This window comes from Kitasatospora sp. NPDC034035 (genome assembly GCF_055575755.1).
The window spans coordinates 372,242-393,507 of record NZ_JBVISA010000003.1 but is presented as its reverse complement, the minus strand read 5'-3'; the positions used below and the strand labels follow the sequence as shown (position 1 = coordinate 393,507).

At 73.5% G+C, this 21,266-nt stretch carries 19 protein-coding genes; 11 read left to right on the top strand and 8 right to left on the bottom strand.

The window, feature by feature from the left end; all coding sequences use genetic code 11:
- Positions 1-159: 159 nt before the first annotated feature.
- Entirely contained in the window at positions 160-585 is a 426-nt protein-coding gene (locus tag ACZ52J_RS06690; RefSeq protein ID WP_360495346.1) for a hypothetical protein, read from the top strand.
- 59 nt (positions 586-644) lie between these two features.
- Here ACZ52J_RS06690 and hutH read toward each other — a convergent pair whose 3' ends face one another.
- A complete protein-coding gene (gene hutH, locus ACZ52J_RS06685) occupies positions 645-2,222 on the bottom strand; it encodes a histidine ammonia-lyase (protein WP_465616331.1) in 1,578 nt (525 codons plus the stop codon).
- A 109-nt stretch (positions 2,223-2,331) separates the two neighbouring features.
- On the bottom strand, positions 2,332-3,528 hold the full coding sequence (locus ACZ52J_RS06680) for a macrolide family glycosyltransferase (RefSeq protein WP_465616329.1): 1,197 nt from the start codon (positions 3,526-3,528) through the stop codon (positions 2,332-2,334).
- Positions 3,529-3,627: 99 nt separating this feature from the next.
- Between ACZ52J_RS06680 and ACZ52J_RS06675 the strand changes: the two genes are divergently transcribed.
- The gene (locus ACZ52J_RS06675; protein WP_360495337.1) at positions 3,628-4,248 is read left to right on the top strand and encodes a TetR/AcrR family transcriptional regulator; all 621 of its coding nucleotides are present in this window, start codon (positions 3,628-3,630) and stop codon (positions 4,246-4,248) included.
- Here ACZ52J_RS06675 and ACZ52J_RS06670 read toward each other — a convergent pair.
- The 4 genes from ACZ52J_RS06670 to ACZ52J_RS06655 form a co-directional block, all read right to left on the bottom strand.
- Positions 4,220-4,570, bottom strand: a complete 351-nt coding sequence (locus ACZ52J_RS06670) for a hypothetical protein (protein WP_465616327.1) — start codon at positions 4,568-4,570, stop codon at positions 4,220-4,222. The two genes, ACZ52J_RS06675 and ACZ52J_RS06670, sit on opposite strands and share 29 nt — an antisense overlap.
- A 247-nt stretch (positions 4,571-4,817) precedes the next feature.
- Positions 4,818-6,653, bottom strand: a complete 1,836-nt coding sequence (locus tag ACZ52J_RS06665) for a GGDEF domain-containing protein (protein WP_396288719.1) — start codon at positions 6,651-6,653, stop codon at positions 4,818-4,820.
- Positions 6,654-6,937: 284 nt separating this feature from the next.
- Positions 6,938-8,053 (bottom strand): adenylate/guanylate cyclase domain-containing protein, encoded by a 1,116-nt coding sequence (locus tag ACZ52J_RS06660; protein WP_360495331.1) that lies wholly within the window; start codon positions 8,051-8,053, stop codon positions 6,938-6,940.
- A gap of 173 nt (positions 8,054-8,226) precedes the next feature.
- A complete protein-coding gene (locus ACZ52J_RS06655; protein WP_465616324.1) occupies positions 8,227-9,120 on the bottom strand; it encodes a biotin--[acetyl-CoA-carboxylase] ligase in 894 nt (297 codons plus the stop codon).
- Positions 9,121-9,362: 242 nt separating this feature from the next.
- Between ACZ52J_RS06655 and ACZ52J_RS06650 the strand changes: the two genes are divergently transcribed.
- The 6 genes from ACZ52J_RS06650 to ACZ52J_RS06625 all read left to right on the top strand — a co-directional run bounded on the left by ACZ52J_RS06650 (position 9,363) and on the right by ACZ52J_RS06625 (position 15,006).
- Positions 9,363-10,952 (top strand): acyl-CoA carboxylase subunit beta, encoded by a 1,590-nt coding sequence (locus tag ACZ52J_RS06650; RefSeq protein WP_465616322.1) that lies wholly within the window; start codon positions 9,363-9,365, stop codon positions 10,950-10,952.
- Positions 10,953-10,981: 29 nt separating this feature from the next.
- Positions 10,982-11,203 (top strand): acyl-CoA carboxylase subunit epsilon, encoded by a 222-nt coding sequence (locus tag ACZ52J_RS06645; protein WP_360495324.1) that lies wholly within the window; start codon positions 10,982-10,984, stop codon positions 11,201-11,203.
- A gap of 190 nt (positions 11,204-11,393) precedes the next feature.
- Positions 11,394-11,534: a morphogenic membrane protein MmpB gene (gene mmpB / locus ACZ52J_RS06640; RefSeq protein WP_360495322.1), complete on the top strand. Its 141-nt coding sequence runs from the start codon at positions 11,394-11,396 to the stop codon at positions 11,532-11,534.
- Between the two features lie 34 nt (positions 11,535-11,568).
- A complete protein-coding gene (locus ACZ52J_RS06635) occupies positions 11,569-12,171 on the top strand; it encodes a Maf family protein (RefSeq protein WP_465616320.1) in 603 nt (200 codons plus the stop codon).
- Between the two features lie 65 nt (positions 12,172-12,236).
- Complete coding sequence (locus ACZ52J_RS06630) at positions 12,237-12,971, top strand: hypothetical protein (RefSeq protein ID WP_465616318.1); 735 nt, start codon at positions 12,237-12,239, stop codon at positions 12,969-12,971.
- Positions 12,972-13,230: 259 nt separating this feature from the next.
- Positions 13,231-15,006, top strand: coding sequence for an acetyl/propionyl/methylcrotonyl-CoA carboxylase subunit alpha (locus ACZ52J_RS06625; RefSeq protein ID WP_360495313.1), 1,776 nt, complete (start codon positions 13,231-13,233; stop codon positions 15,004-15,006).
- Between the two features lie 103 nt (positions 15,007-15,109).
- Here the strand turns inward: ACZ52J_RS06625 and ACZ52J_RS06620 are convergent, their stop codons facing one another.
- A complete protein-coding gene (locus ACZ52J_RS06620; RefSeq protein ID WP_396288788.1) occupies positions 15,110-16,057 on the bottom strand; it encodes a DeoR/GlpR family DNA-binding transcription regulator in 948 nt (315 codons plus the stop codon).
- A 237-nt stretch (positions 16,058-16,294) separates the two neighbouring features.
- Positions 16,295-17,749 (bottom strand): NAD(P)H-quinone dehydrogenase, encoded by a 1,455-nt coding sequence (locus tag ACZ52J_RS06615; protein WP_360495307.1) that lies wholly within the window; start codon positions 17,747-17,749, stop codon positions 16,295-16,297.
- A gap of 97 nt (positions 17,750-17,846) precedes the next feature.
- Here ACZ52J_RS06615 and ACZ52J_RS06610 point away from each other — a divergent pair, with 97 nt between their 5' ends.
- The 3 genes from ACZ52J_RS06610 to ACZ52J_RS06600 all read left to right on the top strand — a co-directional run bounded on the left by ACZ52J_RS06610 (position 17,847) and on the right by ACZ52J_RS06600 (position 21,221).
- A complete protein-coding gene (locus tag ACZ52J_RS06610) occupies positions 17,847-18,284 on the top strand; it encodes a gamma-glutamylcyclotransferase family protein (RefSeq protein WP_360495304.1) in 438 nt (145 codons plus the stop codon).
- Between the two features lie 236 nt (positions 18,285-18,520).
- Entirely contained in the window at positions 18,521-19,342 is an 822-nt protein-coding gene (locus ACZ52J_RS06605) for a purine-nucleoside phosphorylase (protein WP_189916164.1), read from the top strand.
- 154 nt (positions 19,343-19,496) lie between these two features.
- The gene (locus ACZ52J_RS06600; RefSeq protein WP_465616315.1) at positions 19,497-21,221 is read left to right on the top strand and encodes a phospho-sugar mutase; all 1,725 of its coding nucleotides are present in this window, start codon (positions 19,497-19,499) and stop codon (positions 21,219-21,221) included.
- Positions 21,222-21,266 lie beyond the last annotated feature (45 nt).

Genomic DNA, 21,266 nt, shown 5'->3' with positions numbered 1-21,266 from the left:
CGGCGGAACGCCTCGTGGGACGTCCCGGGGGTCGGACAGGAGCGGAGAGGGCCGGGGACGGTCCGCGGCTCGGGGTAACCCTGATTTGTCCCTGAGCCCGCCCGGATTCCCCCCGCGAACGGGTGGACCGGGCGGGGCCGCCGCGCCACGCTGTCCCCCATGGACACTCGCCAGGACGACCTGCGGCGCGACCTCGACGCCACCCTGCAGGCCCGCAAGGAGCTCGGCAAGGAGTACGAGGACGAGCTCGTCGACTCCTTCATGAAGCGCCTGGACGCCCGGCTGGACGCCCGGGTCGAGCGCTCGGTGGCCCAGCGGCTGGACGACTACGAGCCGCGCTCGCACCCCGACCGCCACCAGCGCCCCCGCCGCCAGGGCTGGGGCAGGCGCTCCGGCACCGGGCTCGCGGTGGCCTCGATGGCACTCGGCATCCCGCTGACGGCGATCGCCACCGACCCGTCGAGCGGCTCCGGTTTCGCCGGTCTGCTGGTCTGCTGGGCGGGCATCGTCGGGGTCAACGTCGCCGCCGCGTTCGGCGATCGCCGCCACCGCGAGGAGCGCCGGCCGCGGGGCGACTGGGACTGAGTCCCGGTCACCCCGCGCCGAGGGGCGTCGGACGGCAGGCGCGTCCGACCGCGGGTGCGTCAGGCCAGCGGGCCGGTGACCTGCTCGACCGCGCGCACCAGCTCGCCGGAGGCGACCAGCGCCGCGGCCGCTTCCAGGTCCGGCGAGAGGAAGCGGTCGCGGCCGGCGCCGCCGACCCCCGCCTCCCGGGCGACGGCCAGCGCGGCCGCGGTGGCCGGGGCGATCCGGCCGGCCGAGTCGGCCTGCTGACGGATCTCCAGCGCGCGGGCGGCGGCGGTGAGTTCGACGGCGAGGATCCGGCCGAGGTTCTCGACGGCCTGGCGCAGCTTGCGCGCGGCCGACCAGCCCATCGACACGTGGTCCTCCTGCATCGCGGAGGACGGGATCGAGTCGACCGAGGCCGGGACGGCGAGCCGCTTGTTCTCGCTGACCAGCGCCGCCTGGGTGTACTGGGCGATCATCAGGCCGGAGTCCACGCCCGGGTCATCGGCCAGGAAGGCCGGCAGGCCGTGCGAGCGGGCCTTGTCGAGCATCCGGTCGGTGCGGCGCTCGGAGATCGAGCCGAGGTCGGCGGCGGCGATGGCGAGGAAGTCCAGCACGTACGCGACCGGGGCGCCGTGGAAGTTGCCGTTGGACTCCACCCGGCCGTCCGGCAGCACCACCGGGTTGTCCACCGAGGCGGCCAGCTCGCGGGAGGCGACCAGCCGGGCGTGGGCCAGGGTGTCGCGGCCGGCGCCGGCCACCTGGGGGGCGCAGCGGATCGAGTAAGCGTCCTGGACCCGCGGCGCGTCGTCCTGGTGGTGGCCGGTGAGGCCGGAGTCCTTGAGGACGGCCAGCATGTTGGCGGCGCTCAGCGCCTGGCCCGGGTGCGGGCGGATCGGGGCGTGCAGCTCGGGGGCGAGCACCTTTTCGGTGCCGAGCAGCGCCTCCAGGGTCATCGCGGCGGTGATGTCGGCGGTGGTGAACAGCCGCTGCAGGTCGGCGATGGCCATCACCAGCATGCCGAGCATGCCGTCGGTGCCGTTGATGAGGGCCAGGCCCTCCTTCTCCAGCAGCTCGACCGGCTCGATGCCGGCGGCGGCGAGCAGCTCGGCGGCGGGCTTCTCCACGCCGTCCGGGCCGGTGGCGGTGCCCTCGCCCATCAGGACCAGCGCGCAGTGCGACAGCGGCGCGAGGTCGCCGGAGCAGCCGAGCGAGCCGAACTCCCGGACCACCGGGGTGATGCCCGCGTTGAGCAGGGCGGCCATGGTCTGGGCGACCAGCGGGCGCACACCGGTACGGCCGGAGGCCAGCGTCTTCATCCGCAGGAACACCAGCGCGCGAACCACTTCGCGCTCGACCACCGGGCCCATGCCGGCGGCGTGCGAGCGCACCAGCGACCGCTGCAGCTGCGCGCGCAGCTCGGGGCTGATGTGCCGCACGGCGAGCGCGCCGAAGCCGGTCGACACGCCGTAGACGGGGCGCGGCTCGGCCGCGAGGGCGTCGATCCGGGCGCGGGCGGCCGCCATCTCGGCCTGCGCGTCGGGACCGATCTCGACCCGGGCGTTGCCCCGGGCGACGGCCAGAACGTCCTCGGCGCTGACGTCGGCCTTGCCGACCAGGACCAGCGGAGCGTCGGGGGCCACAGCACTGTGCATATCCATATACACCATCACATCAGGTGAATGAGAATATGACAACAGGTGTTCGTCATCCGGATTCTCCTTCGCCCGGATCCGCGCCGCACGCGGCGGCCCCCGTCCCGGCTCACCTCAGCTCCGCCTCGATCAGGTCGACCGCCCGGGCGGTGCCGCCCTCGGCCCGCCCGGCGGCGGACAGCTCCCGCAGCCGCTCGGCCACCGCCGGGTCGCCGACCAGCTCCAGCAGCGCCGCGCGCAGCGCCTCCGGGGTGGCCCGGTCGGTGTCCAGCCGACGGGCGACGCCGAGTCCCACCAGCGCGTCCGCGTTGGCGAACTGGTCGACGGCCTGCGGCACCGCGATCATGGGCACCGCGTGGAACAGCCCCTCACTGGAGCCGCCCATACCCGCGTGGGTGACGAAGGCGTCCGCCTGGGCGAGCACCGACAGCTGCGGCACCCACCGGTGCACCTCGACGGTGTCCGGCACCTCGCCGAGCTCGGCCAGGTCGGTGTGCTCGCCGACCTGCAGCACCGTGTGCCAGCCCGGCAGGTCGCCGAAGGCCTGGACGCAGGCCCGGTAGAACGCCGGATGGTGGGTGAACGCCGAGCCCAGCGAGACCAGCAGCACCTTCTCGGCACCGGCCGGCCGCCGCCACTCCCCCTGGTGGGCCCGGTCGCCGAAGCAGGGCCCGACGAAGCTGAAGCGCCGGTCGTCGACCCGGTCGGCGTTGGGCTGGAGCGCGCGCGGGACGAGCGCGACGCACCGCTCCGGGCGGCCCTTGAAGGCCTCGACGTCGCGCTCCACCGTGCCGGCTTCGGCCAGCCACTCGGCGAACCGCCGGTAGTGCTCGGGGCCGCCCGGGCCGTTGCGGGTCGCCTCGAAGACCTCGGCCAGGTCCTCCTCGATGCCGTCCCAGCCGACGAAGGTGGACGACAGCTGCACCACCGGCACACCCAGCCGCTCGCCGAGCGCCCGCCCGGCGAAGCCCGCGATGTCGTAGAGCACCAGGTCGGGGCGGTCGCCCTCGAAGGCCTCCAGCATCGCGGACCACATCGACAGCGTGTCGTCCAGGAACACGTCCTGGATCGCCACCGGGTCCTCCGGCCAGCCGTCCGGGTCGTCCGCGAGCGGCAGCTTGGTCGGGTAGGGGACGAAGGCCGCGCCGGTGGACTCGACGATCTCCCGGAAGGAGGGGTCGTTGACGTAGCTGACCCGGTGGCCCCGGGCGACCAGCTCGGTGATCACGGCGAGGCTGGGGTTGACGTGCCCGTGGGCCGGGACGGAGACCATCAGGATGTGTGCGGGGCGTGCGGGGCGGGTCATGGGCACCTCCGGAACAGCGAATGAGACGAGACGGACCGTCTCGCAAGGGCTTGAGAAGACAATACGTCTCGTCTCGTCATTGCGCATAGACTTTTTCCCATGACATCCGGAACCGCCCCCGATCCGGCCCGCCGCAGCGAGCGCGCCCGCACCGCCGTCCTCGCCGCCGCCGCCGAACTCGTCGCCGACGTCGGCTACCGCAAGCTGACCATCGAGGCCATCGCCGCCCGGGCCGGCGTCGGCAAGCAGACCATCTACCGATGGTGGCCCTCGAAGGGCGCCGTCGTCTTCGACGCCTTCCTCGCCGGCAGCGAGTACGAGGGCAGCCTCGCGCTCCCCGACACCGGTGACCTCGCCGCCGACCTGCGGACCGTCCTGCGCCCCACCACCGACGAACTCGCCGACCCGGCCACCGACCGCACCTACCGCACGATGATCGCCGAGATCATCACCGACCCCGCGCTGCACGCCGACTACCGCACCCGCCTCCTGGACCCGCTGCTGGAGGTCACCCGCGACCGGCTGCGCAGCGCCCGCGAGGCCGGCCAGATCGCCCCCGACACCGATCTCGACCTGGCCGTCGAACTCGTCTACGGCCCGCTCTACTACCGCTGGCAGTACCGGCTCGGCCCGCTCACCCACGAGCACGCCGACCGCCTGGTCGACGCCGTCCTGCGGGCCCTCAACCCGCCTACGACTGCGGGCGGTTCGAACGCCTGACCCACAGGACGACCAGGAGGGTCATCAGCAGGACGGCCAGCAGGACCGTGGTGAACCACCCGAGAAAGCCGTGGAAGAAGCCGTGGAGGAAGCCGCGCTTCACCTTCGTCTTCGTCTTCGACTTCGATTTCGACTTCGACCCGGAGACCTGGGTGATCCGGTGCACCCGAGCCCCGTCGCGCACCCGCGGCACCGCCGGCGCCGTCCGCACCGCCCCCGCCGTCCCCACCACCGGCACCGCCGACGCCGGAGCGGCCACCACCACCCCGCCCCCGAGCACCAGCATCCCGGCCACCGCCGCACCCACCAACCGTCTGCCCACGACCGCCCCCGCTCCCGCTCCCGCTCGACCGGCCACCCACCCTCCCACCGCCCCACCCGGCCACGGCACCCCCGGCCCCCAACCGCGACGCACCCGCGACCCGCCGGTCACCAAACCGGCACACGACAGCGGCGGACCACCGAAGACGGCCTCGGCACCCCCGCCCGGGGCCGCCGTACGCGCCGTCAACGGGCAGCCACGTCATCAGTGGCGACCGAAGCCGCTCCCGCCGAAACCGCTTCCCCGCTCAGACCACCGGCGGTGAGGCCGCGCCGGCCAGGGAGACGGCGACCAGGGCTCGCATGGCGCAGGCGGCCTGGCCGAGGGGGAGGGTGGCGTCGTCGGCGAAGAGTTCGACGAGCCAGCCGCCGGCCGGGTTCTGGCCGCCGGCGGCGACCATGCCGCGGTAGCCGGAGACGACGAGCATGGCTTCCTCGGCCGGGTCGTTGCCCACGGCACCGGCCCGGAGGGCGAAGGCGCCGCCGCGGACGGCGCGGCGGGTCATCGGGTAGTGGCGCAGGTCGAAGACGGCGTCGGGGGCCTCGATCTGGGCGCGCTGGGTCTCGGCGCGGGTGCTGCTGGGGCCGCTGGTCATCCGGTAGACGGCGTGCTGGGCGGTGCGCATGAGGTGGGAGCCGGGCGGGACGTACGAGATCCACCAGCCGACGGCGTCGAGCAGCCGGGCGGAGGTCTCGGCGACGACGGCGAGTTTGCCGAGGGTGTCGGCCGGGTGGACGGCGCGGGCGGCGGCGGCCTGGTCGAGGGCGGTGAGGACGGCGGTGAGCAGCTGGCCGGGGTCGGCGCTGTGGGCGGCGCCGCGGAACCGCCGCCGGTCGCCGGCGCCGGCCCGTCCGTTCGCGCCGCGCCGCCCGTCGGCCCGGTGGTGGGGGTCGGCGGCGTCGGCGAGCAGCACGGTGGGGTCGGGCGAGAAGCCGGGGCCGTGGCTGCGTCCGGCGACCACGGGGTGGGCGGCGCGGGCGGCCTTGGCCCGGTACTGGGCGGCGTCGGCGAGCCGGAAGAGCCGGTCGGGGGTGGTGACGGGCCCGATCGAGTCTCCGGTGGAGGCGACGCCGCAGGCCACGCCCTCGCCCTCGGACAGGGCGAGCGCGCGGGCGCACAGCTCCTCGGCGACGGCGACCACTTCGTCGGCCTTCTGCCCTTCCACGAGCAGGCAGAACTCGTCCCCGCCGAGCCGGGCGGCGAGGCTGCCGGGGAGTTTGGCGGCGGCCAGCGAGAGCTGGTGGGCGAACCGTTCCAGCAGCCGGTCGCCCATCTCGTGGCCGAGCTGGTCGTTGACCCGCTTCAGCCCGTTGACGTCGCAGACGACCAGCGAGACCACGGTGTTGTCCCGGTTGTGCGCTTCCAGCGCGCTCTCCAGCCGGGCGTCGACGGCGCGCCGGTTGGCGAGGCCGGTGAGCGGGTCGGAGAAGGCGAGCTTGCGCAGGTCGGCGAGGCGCTCGGTCTGGGCGAGTCCGGCCGAGACCTGGGCGGCGAGCAGGGTCGCGTGGTCGGCGTCGGCGTCGGTGAACTCGGGCATGCCGATCGACCGGGCGAGGTACAGCTCGCCCCAGGCCTGCCCGTGCAGCACGATCGGCGCTACCACGCAGCAGGCCCGCCCGCGCCGGCGCAGCGCCGCGGCGCGTTCCTGGCAGTACGCACCGGCGGTCGGGTGCGCGTGGCCGGTGTGCGGTTCGCTGCTTTCGGCGCTCTGCAGCCAGGCGCGCGGCAGGCGCCCGGTGGTCCAGCGTTCCTCCAGGTACGTGACGATCTCGGGGAAGTCGGCGACGGGGTAGGACTCGTCCTCGGGCAGTTCCTCCTCGCCGGGGGCGAGGTCGCCGTGGTTGACCAGGACCCGCAGCCGACCGGATTCGCGGTCCCAGACCGAGACGGCGGCCATGGTGGCGCCGAGCGCCTCGGTGGCGCGGGTGGCGGCGGCCCGGACGGCTTCCAGCGGGGTGAGCGCGCCGGCCATGTCCTGGGCCAGCTCGACCACGGACTGCAGTCTCAGGTCGGGCAGCGGGTCGCGGTGCCGCGAGCCACCGCAGTCGCAGCCGCGGTCCGTCATGATCGCCTCACTGCTCACCGGCTCGCCTCGCTCCCTGTGCTCGGTCCTGCCGGACCCCCGTCGGCCGGGCGCACCCGACCGGCCGCTTGCACCAAGACTATGGCGGTTTCGCTCGGTTATGCCCCGTTTGCCCGGATGGACCCACGCCAGACCGTACGGGTTTCAACCGTTCGGCACCCGGAGACGGCCGACGGAGCCCTTCCCGTGCCCCCGGCTACCCCGCCTACGGCCGGCTATTCCGCCACCCCGCCCACGGCCGGCTCGGCTACCCCCGCACACGGCCGGCTACGCCGCTACTCCGCCTACAGCCGCCGGGTGAGCAGCCACGGTTCGACGAGCCCGAGCCCCCGCACCGGCCGCCGCCACATCGGCTGCAGGTGGAAGCGGGCGCCGGTGTCCGGCGCGGGCATCGGCAGCCCGGAGGCGGGCATCCCGGCGGCGGCCGACAGTGCCTCGGCCAGGCCTGGCCCTTCCGAGTCGGCCGGGGCGACGCTGCCGTTCTGCTCCAGCGCGGCGGCGAACTCGCCGTCGATCAGCACCGCGTCCTTGGGCGCGATCGAGGTGAGCCGGCTGGCCAGGTTGACGGTGGTGCCGAAGACGTCGCCCATCCGCGAGGTGACCGTGCCGAAGGCCATGCCGACCCGCAGCGGCGGGATGGCCTCGTCCCCGGCGAGTGCCTCGACCAGGCCGAGCGCGATCTCGGCGGCGGTCGCCGGGTCCTCGGAGACGTAGAGGATCTCGTCGCCGAGGGTCTTGATCACCCGGCCGCCCTGGCCGACGATCAGGTCGGAGCAGGTGTTCTCGAAGGTCTCGACGAGTTCGCCGAGCTCCTCCTCCTCCAGCCGCCGGGACAGCCGGGTGAAGCCGACCAGGTCGGCGAAGCCGACGGCGAGCCGCCCGCTGGTGATCTCGTTGTCCTCGGCGGCCTGCACCACCCGGCCGGTGACGGCGGCCAGCTGGCGCCGCCAGACGTACACCAGGAACTGCTCCAGTTCCGGCAGCAGCAGCTCGACCAGCGGGTAGGCGACGTCGGCCCGGGTCAGCCCGGGCTCGACGGACTGGGTGAGGTTCTCCAGGAAGGTGTCCATCTGCCAGCCGGCCAGCCGGGCCGTGGTCTGGCCGGTGGAGCGGGCGACCTGGATCGCCATCGACTCGCTCAGCAGCCCGGACTCGACCAGCCCGGCCAGCCGCCGCAGGGCGATCACATCGCCGTCGGTGAGTGCCCGGGACTGGCCGATGTCGGGGAAGCCCATGGCACGCCAGAACCGGGTGGCCAGCTCCATCGGGACGTCGGCGGCGCGCGCGGCCTGGTACGGCGTGTAACGGCGTGGCGCGTCCAGGATCAGGCGTTCCAGTTCGAGCGCGACCGTGGGGTCGTGGCTGCCCGCCGTCGCGCCGCTGCTGCCGTCCTCTGCCACCGGTCCGTCCCCGTGCGGTCGCCGCACTCGCCTCGTGTCCTACCTGTCCGGGCCCGCCGCCCGCCACCCGGGCGGGCAGTGGCGCGCCTCACACCGTTGCCAGGTGGAATGTTCGCACGGAATCACCGGATCCGGGGCATCCGCCCGAGTCAAGGAGAAGTGAAGACTGCCGTTCAGCGGGGTTCGGGGCGCACGTGGACGACGTCGCCCGCGCCGACCGCCCGGCGTGCTCCGTCGGGCGTACGAACCACCAGCCGCCCGTCGCCGTCGATCGCCACCGCCTCGCCGGTCAGCTCGGTGTCGCCGGGCAGGTGGACCTTCACCTGGCGGCCGAGCGTGCTGCAGCGGTCCACGTAGGCGCGCAGCAGGTCGCTGGTGTGCGGGTCGCCGGCGGCGGCCGTCCACTCGCGGTACAGCCCGGCGAGTTCGCGCAGCAGGGCCCGCAGCAGGGTGCTCCGGTCCGTGGTGGCGGCGCCGGCCAGCGCGAGCGAGGCGGCGGTGGGCACGGGCAGCTCGTCGGCCCGCAGCGAGACGTTCAGGCCGAGGCCGACGACGACCGCGCCGCCCGCCAGCTCGGTGAGGATGCCGCCGACCTTGCGCTCCGCGCCGTCGATCTCCACCTGCAGGTCGTTGGGCCACTTCAGCCCGACCTCGACCTCGGCGACCCGGCCGAGCGTGGCGGCCGCGGCCACCCCGACCAGGATCGGCAGCCAGCCGTAACGCTCGACCGGCACCTCCTCGGGACGCAGCAGGAGCGACAGGAACAGCCCGGAGCGGGCCGGGGCGGTCCACTGCCGGTCCAGCCGGCCGCGCGCGGCGCTCTGCGCCTCGGCCACCAGCACCGCGCCCTGGGCGGCGCCGGCCTTGGCCCGGGCGGCGAGGTCGCTGTTGGTGGAGCCGGTCTCGGTGACGACGTCCAGGGAGGTCCAGAGGCCGCCCGGGACGAGCAGGTCGTGGCGCAGCGCCTTCTCGTCGAGCGGCGGACGGTCCAGGTCGGTCCAGGGCGACGGTCCGGTGTGGCCGAAGCCGCGCAGTCCGCTGCGGCGGGGGGTGTCGGGGGCGTCCATGGGGGAAACCCTAGGTGGTGGGTGCCGGCATGGGACGTAGGCCGCCCCATCGTCCCGCAGAACGGCCGTCAACCAAACTGTGTCGATGGCCATAACGCCAGGACATGACGGATGGCCCTCCGCGCTCGCTACGCTACCCAGCGGTAGTTCGTAGCGCCGCCCTGCCCTCATGCGCGGGCCCCCACCACCCGGTCCGCGCGCAATCGAACAGGTCGCGGCCATGGATCAGGGAGAGCCACCGGATGACCGAGGCGTCGTACGACCCCCACACCACCGCGGGCAAGCTCGCCGACCTGCGGCGCAGGCTGGACGAGGCGGTGCACTCCGGCTCGTCCAAGGCCGTGGAGAAGCAGCACGCCAAGGGCAAGCTGACCGCCCGCGAGCGGGTCGTGGAGCTGCTCGACGAGGACTCCTTCGTGGAGTTCGACGAGTTCGCCCGGCACCGCTCGACCAACTTCGGCCAGGAGAAGAACCGCCCGTACGGTGACGGCGTGGTGACCGGCTACGGCACCGTCGACGGCCGCCAGGTCGCGGTCTTCGCCCAGGACTTCACCGTCTTCGGCGGGTCCCTCGGCGAGGTCTTCGGCGAGAAGATCGTCAAGGTGATGGACTTCGCGCTGAAGACCGGCTGCCCGGTCATCGGCATCAACGACTCGGGCGGCGCCCGGATCCAGGAGGGCGTGGTCTCGCTCGGCCTGTACGGCGAGATCTTCCGCCGCAACGTGCACGCCTCGGGCGTCATCCCGCAGATCTCGCTGATCATGGGTCCGTGCGCGGGCGGCGCGGTGTACTCCCCCGCGATCACCGACTTCGTGGTGATGGCCGACCAGACCTCGCACATGTTCATCACCGGCCCGGACGTGATCAAGACCGTCACCGGCGAGGACGTCGGCATGGAGGAACTGGGCGGCGCACGCACCCACAACACCAAGTCCGGCAACGCGCACTACCTGGCCTCGGACGAGAAGGAGGCGGTCGAGTACGTCAAGAGCCTGCTCTCGTACCTGCCCTCCAACAACCTGAGCGACCCGCCGTCCTACCCCGAGCAGGCCGACCTCACGGTCACCGAGGACGACCTCGAACTCGACACGATCGTGCCGGACTCGGCGAACCAGCCGTACGACATGCACAAGGTGATCGAGCACATCGTCGACGACGGCGAGTTCCTGGAGACCCAGCCGCTGTTCGCGGGCAACATCATCACCGGCTTCGGCCGGGTCGAGGGCCAGTCGGTCGGCATCGTCGGCAACCAGCCGATGGACCTGGCCGGCTGCCTGGACATCAACGCCAGCGAGAAGGCCGCCCGCTTCATCCGCACCTGCGACTCGTTCAACATCCCGGTGCTGACCTTCGTGGACGTGCCCGGCTTCCTGCCCGGCACCGAGCAGGAGTGGGACGGCATCATCCGCCGCGGCGCCAAGCTGATCTACGCCTACGCCGAGGCCACCGTCCCGCTGATCACCGTGATCACCCGCAAGGCCTTCGGCGGCGCGTACGACGTCATGGGCTCCAAGCACCTCGGCGCCGACCTCAACCTGGCCTGGCCGACCGCCCAGATCGCCGTGATGGGCGCGCAGGGCGCGGTCAACATCCTGCACCGCCGGGAGATCGCCGAGGCCGAGGCGTCCGGCACCGCCGGGGAGAAGCGGGCCGAGCTGATCGCCTCGTACGAGGACACCCTGCTGAACCCGTACCTGGCGGCCGAGCGCGGCTACGTGGACGCGGTCATCGCGCCGAGCGAGACCCGCCGGCACATCGTCCGGGGCCTGCGGGCGCTGCGCGGCAAGCGCGAGGTGCTGCCGCCGAAGAAGCACGGCAACATCCCCCTGTAGGCCCCATCCCTGTCGGGAGAGAACCAGCCATGTCCCCGATCCACGTGCTGCACGGGCAGCCGACCCCCGAGGAGCTGGCCACCGTTCTGGCGGTGGTCCAGGCCCGGGCCGCCGCCGCGCAGGCCGCCGCCGAGGCGGCGCGTCAGGCCGGCGTCGGCCCGGCCTCCCCCTGGAACGACCGCTCCCGCCTGCTCCGCCCCGCCGTCCACCCGGGCGTCCACGCCTGGCGGACGTCGGGCTGGGCACGCTGAACCGACCGTACGCGGCGCAGGAAGTCGGCCCGTCCGACTTCCTGCGCTGCTATTCGCCCGCTCGCCCGTGACGCTGCTCGGGGCGCCCCTTCGGCTCGGGGCGGTCGTGCGCCGTTGCCCGCCCGGATTGCCCGAAACCTGAGTACGGATACTCAGGCGCCCGGGCCCGGCCGCGGCGCACTCTGGACGGGTGCTCTGGTCAGACCCCCGCGACGAGCCCTCGCCCGAGGCCCGTCGGATGCAGGAGCGGATGCAGCGGGCCGGACGGGTGCTCGCCGCCCTGGTGCTGGTCGGCGCCGTCCTGATCATGATCGCCCGGTCGTTCACCTGAACGGCGGACACCGGCACCCCCTACGCTGGTGGGCATGACCGACCAGCGCGCCCTCGTCCTCGCCTCCGCCTCCCCCGCCCGCCTCGGGCTGCTGCGCCAGGCGGGTCTCGACCCGCGCGTGGTGGTCAGCGGCGTCGACGAGGACGCGATCAGCGCCGCCTCCCCCGCCGAGCTCGCGCTCGTCCTGGCCGAGGCCAAGGCGAAGACCGTCGCCGCCGAACTCACCGGCAGCGAGCTGGTGATCGGCTGCGACTCCGTCCTGGAGCTGGACGGGCAGGCGCTCGGCAAGCCCGCCGACGCCACCGAGGCGCTGGCCCGCTGGCAGTCGATGCGCGGCCGCGCCGGGGTGCTGCGCACCGGCCACTGCGTGATCGACACGGTGACCGGTCGGCAGTCCTCGGCCACCGCCTCCACCACCGTCCGCTTCGGCACCCCGGACGACGACGAGATCGCCGCGTACGTGGCCTCCGGCGAACCGCTGTACGTGGCCGGGGCGTTCACCCTGGACGGCCGCTCGGCCCCGTTCGTCGACGGCATCGACGGCGACCCGGGCAACGTCATCGGCCTCTCCCTGCCGCTGCTGCGCCGCCTGCTCGCCGACCTGGACGTGCGCATCACCGATCTGTGGACCAAGTGACCTGCCGCTTCCTCCCGTTGGCCCTCTAAGCTGACGGGCGTTTCGAACGGGGAGGGAACGCGGCGATGACCGACAGCGTGCTCAACGTGGTGCTGGGCCTGGTGGCCAGTGCCATCAGCGCCGGCCTCAGCTGGCTGGCCCAGGCCCTGCGGCGGCGCCGCCGGGTCGAGCGGGTGCGGGAGTTCCTGGGGCTGCCCGCCGACAGCGAGTGCCTGATCGTGGTGCCGCGCAGCATCGGCGCGGGCTCGCACGCGACCACCGTGACCCGCCGGGACGCCTACGCCCTGATGTGGTTGGCCGGGCTGGTCGAGGAGTGCGGGGCGCGGCCCGAGCTGGTCGCGCACGACTCCGCGCACCGGGGTCTGGGCGCCAAGACCGAGCTCTGCCTCGGCGGCCCGGTCAGCAACGATCGGATGGCCGCCCACCTGGCCTGGGGTCTGCCGGGCGCGATGCTCACCTCCGGCCCCGACCCGGGCAGCAACGTGCTCGTGGTGGGCGACCGGGACTTCACCGCCGACCAGGACCAGGCGCACACCCTGCTGGCCCGGATCGCCACCCCGGACGGCGGGCGCCCGGTGTTCCTGGTCTCCGGCCAGACCGGCACCGCCAACCAGGCCGGCGTGCGCTACCTGGTCGCGCACCACCGCGAACTCGCCCGCAAGCACGGCCGCAACGGCACCTTCGCGCTGGTCCTGCGGGTGGTCAATCCGAAGGCGTACGGGCCGGACATGGTGGAGCTGGTGGCCGATGTGACGGCCGAGGCGCTGCAGCGGCCCGCCGCCCGCTCCGGCGCCGCCTGAGCGGGCGGTGTGAGACCGTGGCCCACGGCCCCGCGAGACTGTGGCCGACGCCACCGTCCCGCCACGCCGCCGCTGCGTCACCCCCCGTGGCCCCTACCGCTCCGGCTCCACCGGTCGCGACCTGCGGAGTCTTCGTACCGGCCGGTATCGGGGCGCCGGATCCCATCACCGAGCGTGTGGGATAGTTCACAACCGGGGGCTACTCGCCGGTACTGCCCAGGAATCCATAAACTCAACGAGGTTCAAGAAGGGAGCCACAGTGCGCAAGGTGCTCATCGCCAACCGCGGGGAAATCGCCGTCCGCGTCGCCCGTGCCTGCTCGGACGCCGGTATCGCCAGCGTCGCCGTCTACGCCGAGCCGGACCGGGATGCGCTGCACGTCCGCGCGGCCGACGAGGCTTACGCGCTGGGTGGTGACAGCCCCGCCACCAGCTACCTGGACATCGCCAAGGTCCTCAAGGCGGCCGCCGACTCCGGCGCGGACGCCGTCCACCCCGGCTACGGCTTCTTGTCGGAGAACGCCGACTTCGCCCAGGCCGTCCTCGACGCGGGTCTGATCTGGATCGGCCCGCCGCCGCAGGCCATCCGCGACCTCGGCGACAAGGTGACCGCCCGGCACGTGGCGCAGCGCGCCGGTGCCCCGCTGGTCGCCGGTACGCCGGACCCGGTCTCGGGCGCCGACGAGGTCGTCGCCTTCGCCCGGGAGAACGGCCTGCCGGTCGCCATCAAGGCGGCCTTCGGCGGCGGCGGTCGCGGCCTCAAGGTCGCCCGCAACCTGGAGGAGATCCCGGAGCTGTACGACTCCGCGGTGCGCGAGGCGGTCGCCGCCTTCGGTCGCGGCGAGTGCTTCGTCGAGCGTTACCTGGACAACCCGCGGCACGTCGAGACCCAGTGCCTCGCCGACAAGCATGGCAACGTGGTGGTCGTCTCCACCCGTGACTGCTCGCTGCAGCGGCGCCACCAGAAGCTGGTCGAGGAGGCGCCCGCGCCGTTCCTGACGCCCGAGCAGAACGCCGAGCTGTACCGGGCGTCCAAGGCCATCCTGAAGGAGGCCGGCTACGAGGGCGCCGGGACCTGCGAGTTCCTGGTGGCGATGGACGGCACGATCTCCTTCCTGGAGGTCAACACCCGTCTGCAGGTGGAGCACCCGGTCACCGAGGAGGTCACCGGCCTCGACCTGGTCCGCGAGATGTTCCGGATCGCCGACGGCGAGGAGCTCGGCTACGACGACCCGGAGGTGCGCGGCCACTCCTTCGAGTTCCGCATCAACGGCGAGGACCCGGGCCGCGGCTTCCTGCCCGCGCCCGGCACCGTGACGCTGTTCGCCCCGCCGTCCGGCCCGGGCGTGCGCCTGGACTCCGGCGTGGAGACCGGCTCGGTCATCGGCCCGGCCTGGGACTCGCTGCTGGCCAAGCTGGTCGTCACCGGCCGCGACCGCAAGCAGGCCCTGGAGCGGGCCCGCCGCGCGCTGACCGAGTTCAAGGTGGAGGGCATGGCCACCGCCATCCCGTTCCACCAGGCGGTCGTCACCGACCCGGCGTTCGCGCCCGAGGTGCACGGCAGCGACGAGCCGTTCACGGTCTACACCCGGTGGATCGAGACCGACTTCGACAACACCATCCCGCCGTTCGCCGGTGCGGCCGGCGACGGCGAGGAGGCCGAGGGCCGGGAGACCGTCGTGGTCGAGGTCGGCGGCAAGCGGATCGAGGTCTCGCTGCCGTCCTCGCTGGGCGTCTCGACGGCCCCGGCGGCCGGTGCGACGGGCGCCGCCAAGGCCAAGCGCCGGGCGGGCGCCAAGAAGGCCGGTTCGGCCGTCAGCGGTGACACCCTGGCCTCGCCGATGCAGGGCACCATCGTCAAGGTCGCCGTGGAGGAGGGCCAGGTCGTCGCCGAGGGCGAGCTGATCGTGGTCCTGGAGGCGATGAAGATGGAGCAGCCGCTGAACGCCCACCGGGCGGGCACCATCGTCGGCCTCAAGGCCGAGGTCGGCGCGAGCGTCAGCAGCGGCGCCGCGCTCTGCGAGATCAAGGACTGACCCGCCCCGTCGGGCACCGACCGGTCCGTACGCCCTTCGGGGTGTGCGGACCGGTCGCTTTGTGCGCCGGTTGCGGCTCTCCGCGCCGCTGCGGCCGGGCTGCTCAGCGCCCGCGCGGCAGGCCCATCTCGGCCAGCCGGACCGGCATCCCGCCCGGGCCGCCGTGGGCGCCGGGGCGGCGCTGGCCGGGCAGCGGGGCGCCGCCGGGGGGCGGGCCCGGGCGGCGGGCCATCGGGCCGGGCTGGGTCTGGTGGACCGGCCCGCTGCCGGTGCCGTGCACCGGGGCGTCGCCGCTCGGGGCCGCCCCGATCGGCGCCAGGTCGATCTGCACCCCGCAGTCGGCGAGCGCGTCCAGTTCGCGGGCGGTGGCGTCGTCCGCGGCGGCCTGCTCGTCGGTGACCAGCCGGGTGATGGTCTCGGTGGCGACGGTCTGGAACATGCCGGCCGCGCCGAGCTTGGTGTGGTCGGCGAGGACGATGACCTCGGCGGCCGCCAGCACCATGGCCCGGTCCACGCTCGCGGACAGCATGTTCGCGGTCGACAGCCCGCGCTCGGCGGTCAGCCCGCTGCCGGAGATGAAGGCCTTGGTGACCCTCAGCCCCTGCAGCGACTGCTCCGCACCGCTGCCCACCAGCGCGTAGTTGGAGCCGCGCAGGGTGCCGCCGGTCATCACCACCTCGACCCGGTTGGCGTGTGCCAGTGCCTGGGCGACCAGCAGCGAGTTGGTGACCACCGTCAGACCCGGCACCCGTGCCAGCCGGCGGGCCAGCTCCTGGGTGGTGGTGCCGGCACCGACCACCACCGCGTCGCCCTCCTCCACCAGGCCGGCGGCGAGGTCCGCGATGGCGCTCTTCTCCGCCGCGGACAGGTGGGTCTTCTGCGGGTAACCGGGTTCGCGGCTGAAGCCGCCGGGGAGCACCGCGCCGCCGTGCCGGCGGTCGAGGAGCCCTTCTGCCTCCAGGGCCCGCACGTCACGGCGCACGGTCACTTCGGAGGTCTGGACGACGCGGGCCAACTCCCGGAGCGAGACCGCTCCGTTGGCGCGCACCATTTCGAGGATCAACTGGCGACGTTCTGCAGCAAACACAGAACCGACGGTAACCTGCGTGACCGTCTGCTTTCAGGCGTTTGCTGCTAGTAGCGGGAATTGCTCACGCACGAGCGGCGCGTGACCGTACAATACGCGCCGTCAACAGCCCGGGACTGCGCCCGCCGTCCGGGTGACGATCACTCATGCGCGAGGGGCGGCCGCCGATCGGCAGCCGCCCCTCAACTGTGCGCCGGACGCTCAGGATTCGCCGTCGGCCCGCTTGCGGATGTGCAGCTGCCGGGCGGCCTCGGCAGTCGAACCGGAGACGGACGGGTAGACGGTGAAGGCGCTGGCCACCTGTTCGACCGTCAGATTGGCGTCCACCGCGAGCGAGATCGGGTGGATCAGTTCGCTGGCGCGCGGGGCGACGACCACGCCGCCGACCACGATGCCGGTGCCCGGACGGCAGAACAGCTTCACGAAGCCGTCCCGGATGCCCTGCATCTTCGCCCGCGGGTTGCCGCGCAGCGGGAGCTTGACCACGACGGCGTCCATCTTGCCGCACTCCACGTCGGCCGCGGTGTAGCCGACGGTGGCGATCTCCGGGTCGGTGAAGACGTTGGAGGCCACGGTCTTGAGGTTCAGCGGCTGCACCGCGTCACCGAGCGCGTGGTACATCGCGATCCGACCCTGCATGGCCGCCACCGAGGCGAGCATGAAGACGCCGGTGCAGTCGCCGGCCGCGTACACGCCGGGGGCGGTGGTGCGGGAGACCCGGTCGACCTGGATCTGGCCCCAGTCGTTGAGCTTGACCCCGGCCTCCTCCAGGCCCATCTCGGAGGTGTTGGGGATCGAGCCGACCGCCATCAGGCAGTGCGAGCCCTCGATCACCTTGCCGTCGGCCAGGGTCACCTCGACCCGGTCGCCGATCCGCTTGACGCTCTCGGCCCGCGAACGGCCCATCACGTTCATGCCGCGGCGACGGAAGACGTCCTCCAGCACCTCGGCGGCGTCCGGGTCCTCGCCCGGCAGCACGCGGTCGCGACTGGAGACCAGGGTGACCTTGGAGCCGAGCGCCTGGTACGCGCCGGCGAACTCCGCACCGGTCACACCGGAGCCGACCACGATCAGCTCGCGGGGCAGCTCCTCCAGGTCGTACACCTGGGTCCAGGTCAGGATCCGCTCGCCGTCCGGCTGGGCGTCCGGCAGCTCGCGCGGGTGGGCGCCGGTGGCGATCAGCACCGCGTCGGCGCGCAGCGAGTGCACGGCCCCGTCCGGCGCGTCCACCAGCACCTCGCGGGAGCCGTCGGCGGCCTGCCCGCCGGTGCCGAGCCGGCCGCGGCCGCGCAGCACGGTGACGCCGGCCCGGGTGACGGACTGGGTGATGTCGTGGGACTGAGCGATCGCCAGGCGCTTCACACGGCGGTTGACCTTGCCCAGGTCCACGCCGACGACCCTGGCGGCCTGCTCGTTGGGAGGCGTGTCGTCCGCGACGATGATGCCGAGTTCCTCGTACGAGCTGTCGAAGGTGGTCATCACCTCCGCAGTCGCGATCAGCGTCTTCGACGGAACGCAGTCCGTGAGCACCGCCGATCCGCCCAGACCGTCGCGGTCGACGACGGTCACCTCCGCGCCGAGCTGTGCGGCGACCAGGGCCGCCTCGTAGCCGCCGGGTCCGCCACCGATGATCACGATCCGAGTCACGCTCCCCATTGTCCCGCACGCCGAGAGCGCCGCCACGCCGGGGTCCGGCCTCCGTACCTCCGTCCGGTAGCCCGGTCCGCGCGCCGCCCGGGCTACGCTTCCCCCCATGCCCCTTTACGCCGCGTATGCCACCAACCTCGATGCCCGGCAGATGACCCGCCGAGCCCCGCACTCCCCCCTGCGCGGCACGGGGTGGCTGGACGGCTGGCGGCTCACCTTCGGCGGCGAGCAGCTCGGCTGGGAGGGCTCGCTGGCCACCGTCGTCGAGGACGAGAAGGACCAGGTCTTCGTCTCGCTGTACGACGTCTCGCCGGTGGACGAGGACGGCCTGGACCGCTGGGAGGGCGTCCAGCTCGGCATCTACCGCAAGATCAAGCTCCGCGCGCAGACCCTGGACGGCTCCATCCCGGTCTGGACGTACGTGCTCAACGACTACGAGGGCGGTCTGCCCGCGGCCCGCTACCTCGGCCTGGTCGCCGACGCCGCCGAGAGCGCCGGTGCCCCGCACGACTACGTCATGGACCTGCGCCGCCGTCCCTGCTGACCGGCCGTCGCCGGTGTCCGCCCGGGCCCCCGGCGCGGCTCGGCGACAACGGCACGTACACGAAGGGGCTGCGCGGCGCGAAACGGCTCAGATCCGCCGACGCGACTGTGGAAAGCGACGGACCTGTCACCCGGATGGCGCCACCGAGCTGTGTTTTCGGGTCAACCGGGTAACAATCCGGCATGCCGCAGCGGATTTTCTACGCGCGTAGCCGATTCCCGTCTATCCTCGGTCCCGTGAACGCTTCTCCTCAGTCGGTCGTCTCCGCCGACCCCTACGCCGCCGCCCAGGCCGCCGCCGAGCGCCTGCGCGAGCTGACCGGTGCCGAGCGGCACGACGTCGCCCTGGTGATGGGCTCCGGCTGGGTGCCGGCCGCCGACGCCCTGGGCGAGACCGTGGCCGAGTTCCCGGTCACCGACCTGCCCGGTTTCCCCGCCCCCGCCGTCGCCGGCCACGCCGGCAAGATCCGCTCGGTGAAGATCGGCGACAAGCGCGCGCTGATCTTCCTCGGCCGCAACCACTACTACGAGGGCCACGGCGTGGCCACCGTCGTCCACGGCGTGCGCACCGCCGCCGCGGCCGGCTGCGGCATCATCGTGCTGACCAACGGCTGTGGCGGCCTGCGCCAGGGCTGGACCCCCGGCCAGCCGGTCCTGATCAGCGACCACATCAACCTGACCGCGGACTCCCCGATCGTCGGCGCCAACTTCGTCGACCTCACCGACCTGTACTCCAAGCGCCTGCGCGCGCTCTGCCACGAGGTCGACCCGTCCCTGGACGAGGCCGTCTACGTGCAGTTCCGCGGCCCGCACTACGAGACCCCGGCCGAGGTCAACATGGCCCGGGTGATCGGCGGCGAGCTGGTCGGCATGTCCACCACCCTGGAGGCCATCGCCGCCCGCGAGGCCGGCTCCGAGGTCCTCGGCATCTCCCTGGTCACCAACCTGGCGGCCGGCATGACCGGCGAGCCCCTCAACCACGAAGAGGTGCTGGAGGCCGGCAAGGCCTCCGCCGAGCGCATGGGCGAGCTGCTGGCGAAGGTCCTTGAGCGGATCTGACGCCCACCAGGCGCACAATGCATGAGCGACGGGGCCCACGGCCGGCCGTGATCCGCTGATCACACCCGCCCGCGGGCCCCGTCCGCATGCGTACCCCCTCTTTGCGGAACCCCCCGGTCGACAACCGACGAACTTCCCGATGGAGCAGGCAGCGATGACGCAGGCACCCACCACCGACCTCCTCTCCCGGGCCCGGGCCTGGCTGTCCGAGGATCCCGACGCGCAGACCCGCGAGGAGCTCAGCGCCCTGCTGGCCCGGGCCGAGGGCCCGGACGCCGAGTCGGACAGCAAGATCGCCTGGGCGGAACTCGCCGAGCGCTTCGCCGACCGCCTCCAGTTCGGCACCGCCGGCCTGCGCGGCGAACTCGGCGCCGGCCCGATGCGGATGAACCGCGCCGTGGTGATCCGGGCCGCTGCCGGCCTGGTCTCCTACGTCCGGAAGCAGGGCCTGGGCGACCTGGTCGTCATCGGCTACGACGCCCGCCACAAGTCGTACGACTTCGCCCGCGACACCGCCGCCGTGGTGGTCGGCGCCGGCCTGCGCGCCGCACTGCTGCCCCGCCCGCTCCCCACCCCGGTGCTCGCCTTCGCCGTCCGCCACCTGGGCGCGGCCGCCGGCGTCACCGTCACCGCCAGCCACAACCCGCCTCAGGACAACGGCTACAAGGTCTACCTGGGCGACGGCTCGCAGATCGTCCCGCCGGCCGACGCCGGGATCGCCGTCGAGATCGACGCGATCGGCTCACTGGACGAGGTCCCGCGCGCCGAGGACGGCTGGGAGGTGCTCGGCGAGGACGTCGTCGAGGCCTACCTGGCCCGCGCCGTGTCCATCGTGGACCCGCACAGCCCGCGCGAACTCGACGTCGTCTACACCCCCATGCACGGTGTCGGCCGCGACACCCTGGTCGCCGCCTTCCGCCAGGCCGGCTTCCCCGCGCCCACCGTGGTCGCCGAGCAGGCCGAACCCGACCCGGACTTCCCGACCGTGGCCTTCCCCAACCCGGAGGAGCCGGGGGCGATGGACCTCGCCTTCCGCACCGCCGCCTCGGTCGGCCCGGACATCGTGATCGCCAACGACCCCGACGCCGACCGCTGCGCGGTGGCCGTCCCCACCAACGGCAACGCGGCCGGCAGCGGCAACGGCACCTCCGGCTGGCGGATGCTGCGCGGCGACGAGGTCGGCGCACTGCTCGGCTCGGCCCTGGTCGCGAAGAAGGCCGAGGGCACCTTCGCCACCACCATCGTCTCCGCCACCCTGCTCGGCCGGATCGCCGAGGCGGCGGGCCTGGGCTACGCCGAGACGCTGACCGGCTTCAAGTGGATCTCCCGCGCCGAGGGCCTGCGCTACGGCTACGAGGAGGCGCTCGGCTACTGCGTCGACCCGCAGGGCGTCCGGGACAAGGACGGCATCACCGCCGCCCTGCTGGTCGCCGAGCTCGCCGCCACCCTCAAGAAGTCCGGCCGCACCCTGTCCGACCTGCTGGACGACCTGGCCCTGGAACACGGCCTGCACGCCACCGACCAGCTCTCGGTCCGGGTCCAGGACCTCTCGCTGATCGCCGACGCCATGCGCCGCCTGCGCGAGCAGCCCCCGACCGTCCTGGCCGGCCTGACCGTCACCCGCGCCGACGACCTCGCGGCCGGCTCCGCCGACCTGCCGCCCACCGACGGCCTGCGCTACTACCTGGCCGGCGAGGCGGTCCGCTCGGCCCGCATCGTGGTCCGCCCCTCCGGCACGGAGCCCAAGCTCAAGTGCTACCTGGAGGTCGTCCTCCCGGTCGCCACCGCCGCCGACCTCGCCCGCACCCGCGACCGCGCCGCCGCCCTCCTCGCCACCATCAAGCAGGACCTCGCCGCCGCCGCGGGCATCACCGCCTGACGCATCTCGCATACGGAAGGGCCCGCCGGTGACCGGCGGGCCCTT

Excerpts from the sequence above, each read along its gene's own strand:
- ACZ52J_RS06690 (WP_360495346.1), top strand. The coding sequence starts at position 160 with ATGGACACTCGCCAGGACGACCTGCGGCGCGACCTCGACGCCACCCTG.
- hutH (WP_465616331.1), bottom strand. The coding sequence starts at position 2,222 with ATGCACAGTGCTGTGGCCCCCGACGCTCCGCTGGTCCTGGTCGGCAAG.
- ACZ52J_RS06680 (WP_465616329.1), bottom strand. The coding sequence starts at position 3,528 with ATGACCCGCCCCGCACGCCCCGCACACATCCTGATGGTCTCCGTCCCG.
- ACZ52J_RS06675 (WP_360495337.1), top strand. The coding sequence starts at position 3,628 with ATGACATCCGGAACCGCCCCCGATCCGGCCCGCCGCAGCGAGCGCGCC.
- ACZ52J_RS06655 (WP_465616324.1), bottom strand. The coding sequence starts at position 9,120 with ATGGACGCCCCCGACACCCCCCGCCGCAGCGGACTGCGCGGCTTCGGC.
- ACZ52J_RS06650 (WP_465616322.1), top strand. The coding sequence starts at position 9,363 with ATGACCGAGGCGTCGTACGACCCCCACACCACCGCGGGCAAGCTCGCC.
- ACZ52J_RS06645 (WP_360495324.1), top strand. The coding sequence starts at position 10,982 with ATGTCCCCGATCCACGTGCTGCACGGGCAGCCGACCCCCGAGGAGCTG.
- ACZ52J_RS06635 (WP_465616320.1), top strand. The coding sequence starts at position 11,569 with ATGACCGACCAGCGCGCCCTCGTCCTCGCCTCCGCCTCCCCCGCCCGC.
- ACZ52J_RS06630 (WP_465616318.1), top strand. The coding sequence starts at position 12,237 with ATGACCGACAGCGTGCTCAACGTGGTGCTGGGCCTGGTGGCCAGTGCC.
- ACZ52J_RS06620 (WP_396288788.1), bottom strand. The coding sequence starts at position 16,057 with ATGGTGCGCGCCAACGGAGCGGTCTCGCTCCGGGAGTTGGCCCGCGTC.
- ACZ52J_RS06615 (WP_360495307.1), bottom strand. The coding sequence starts at position 17,749 with ATGGGGAGCGTGACTCGGATCGTGATCATCGGTGGCGGACCCGGCGGC.
- ACZ52J_RS06610 (WP_360495304.1), top strand. The coding sequence starts at position 17,847 with ATGCCCCTTTACGCCGCGTATGCCACCAACCTCGATGCCCGGCAGATG.
- ACZ52J_RS06600 (WP_465616315.1), top strand. The coding sequence starts at position 19,497 with ATGACGCAGGCACCCACCACCGACCTCCTCTCCCGGGCCCGGGCCTGG.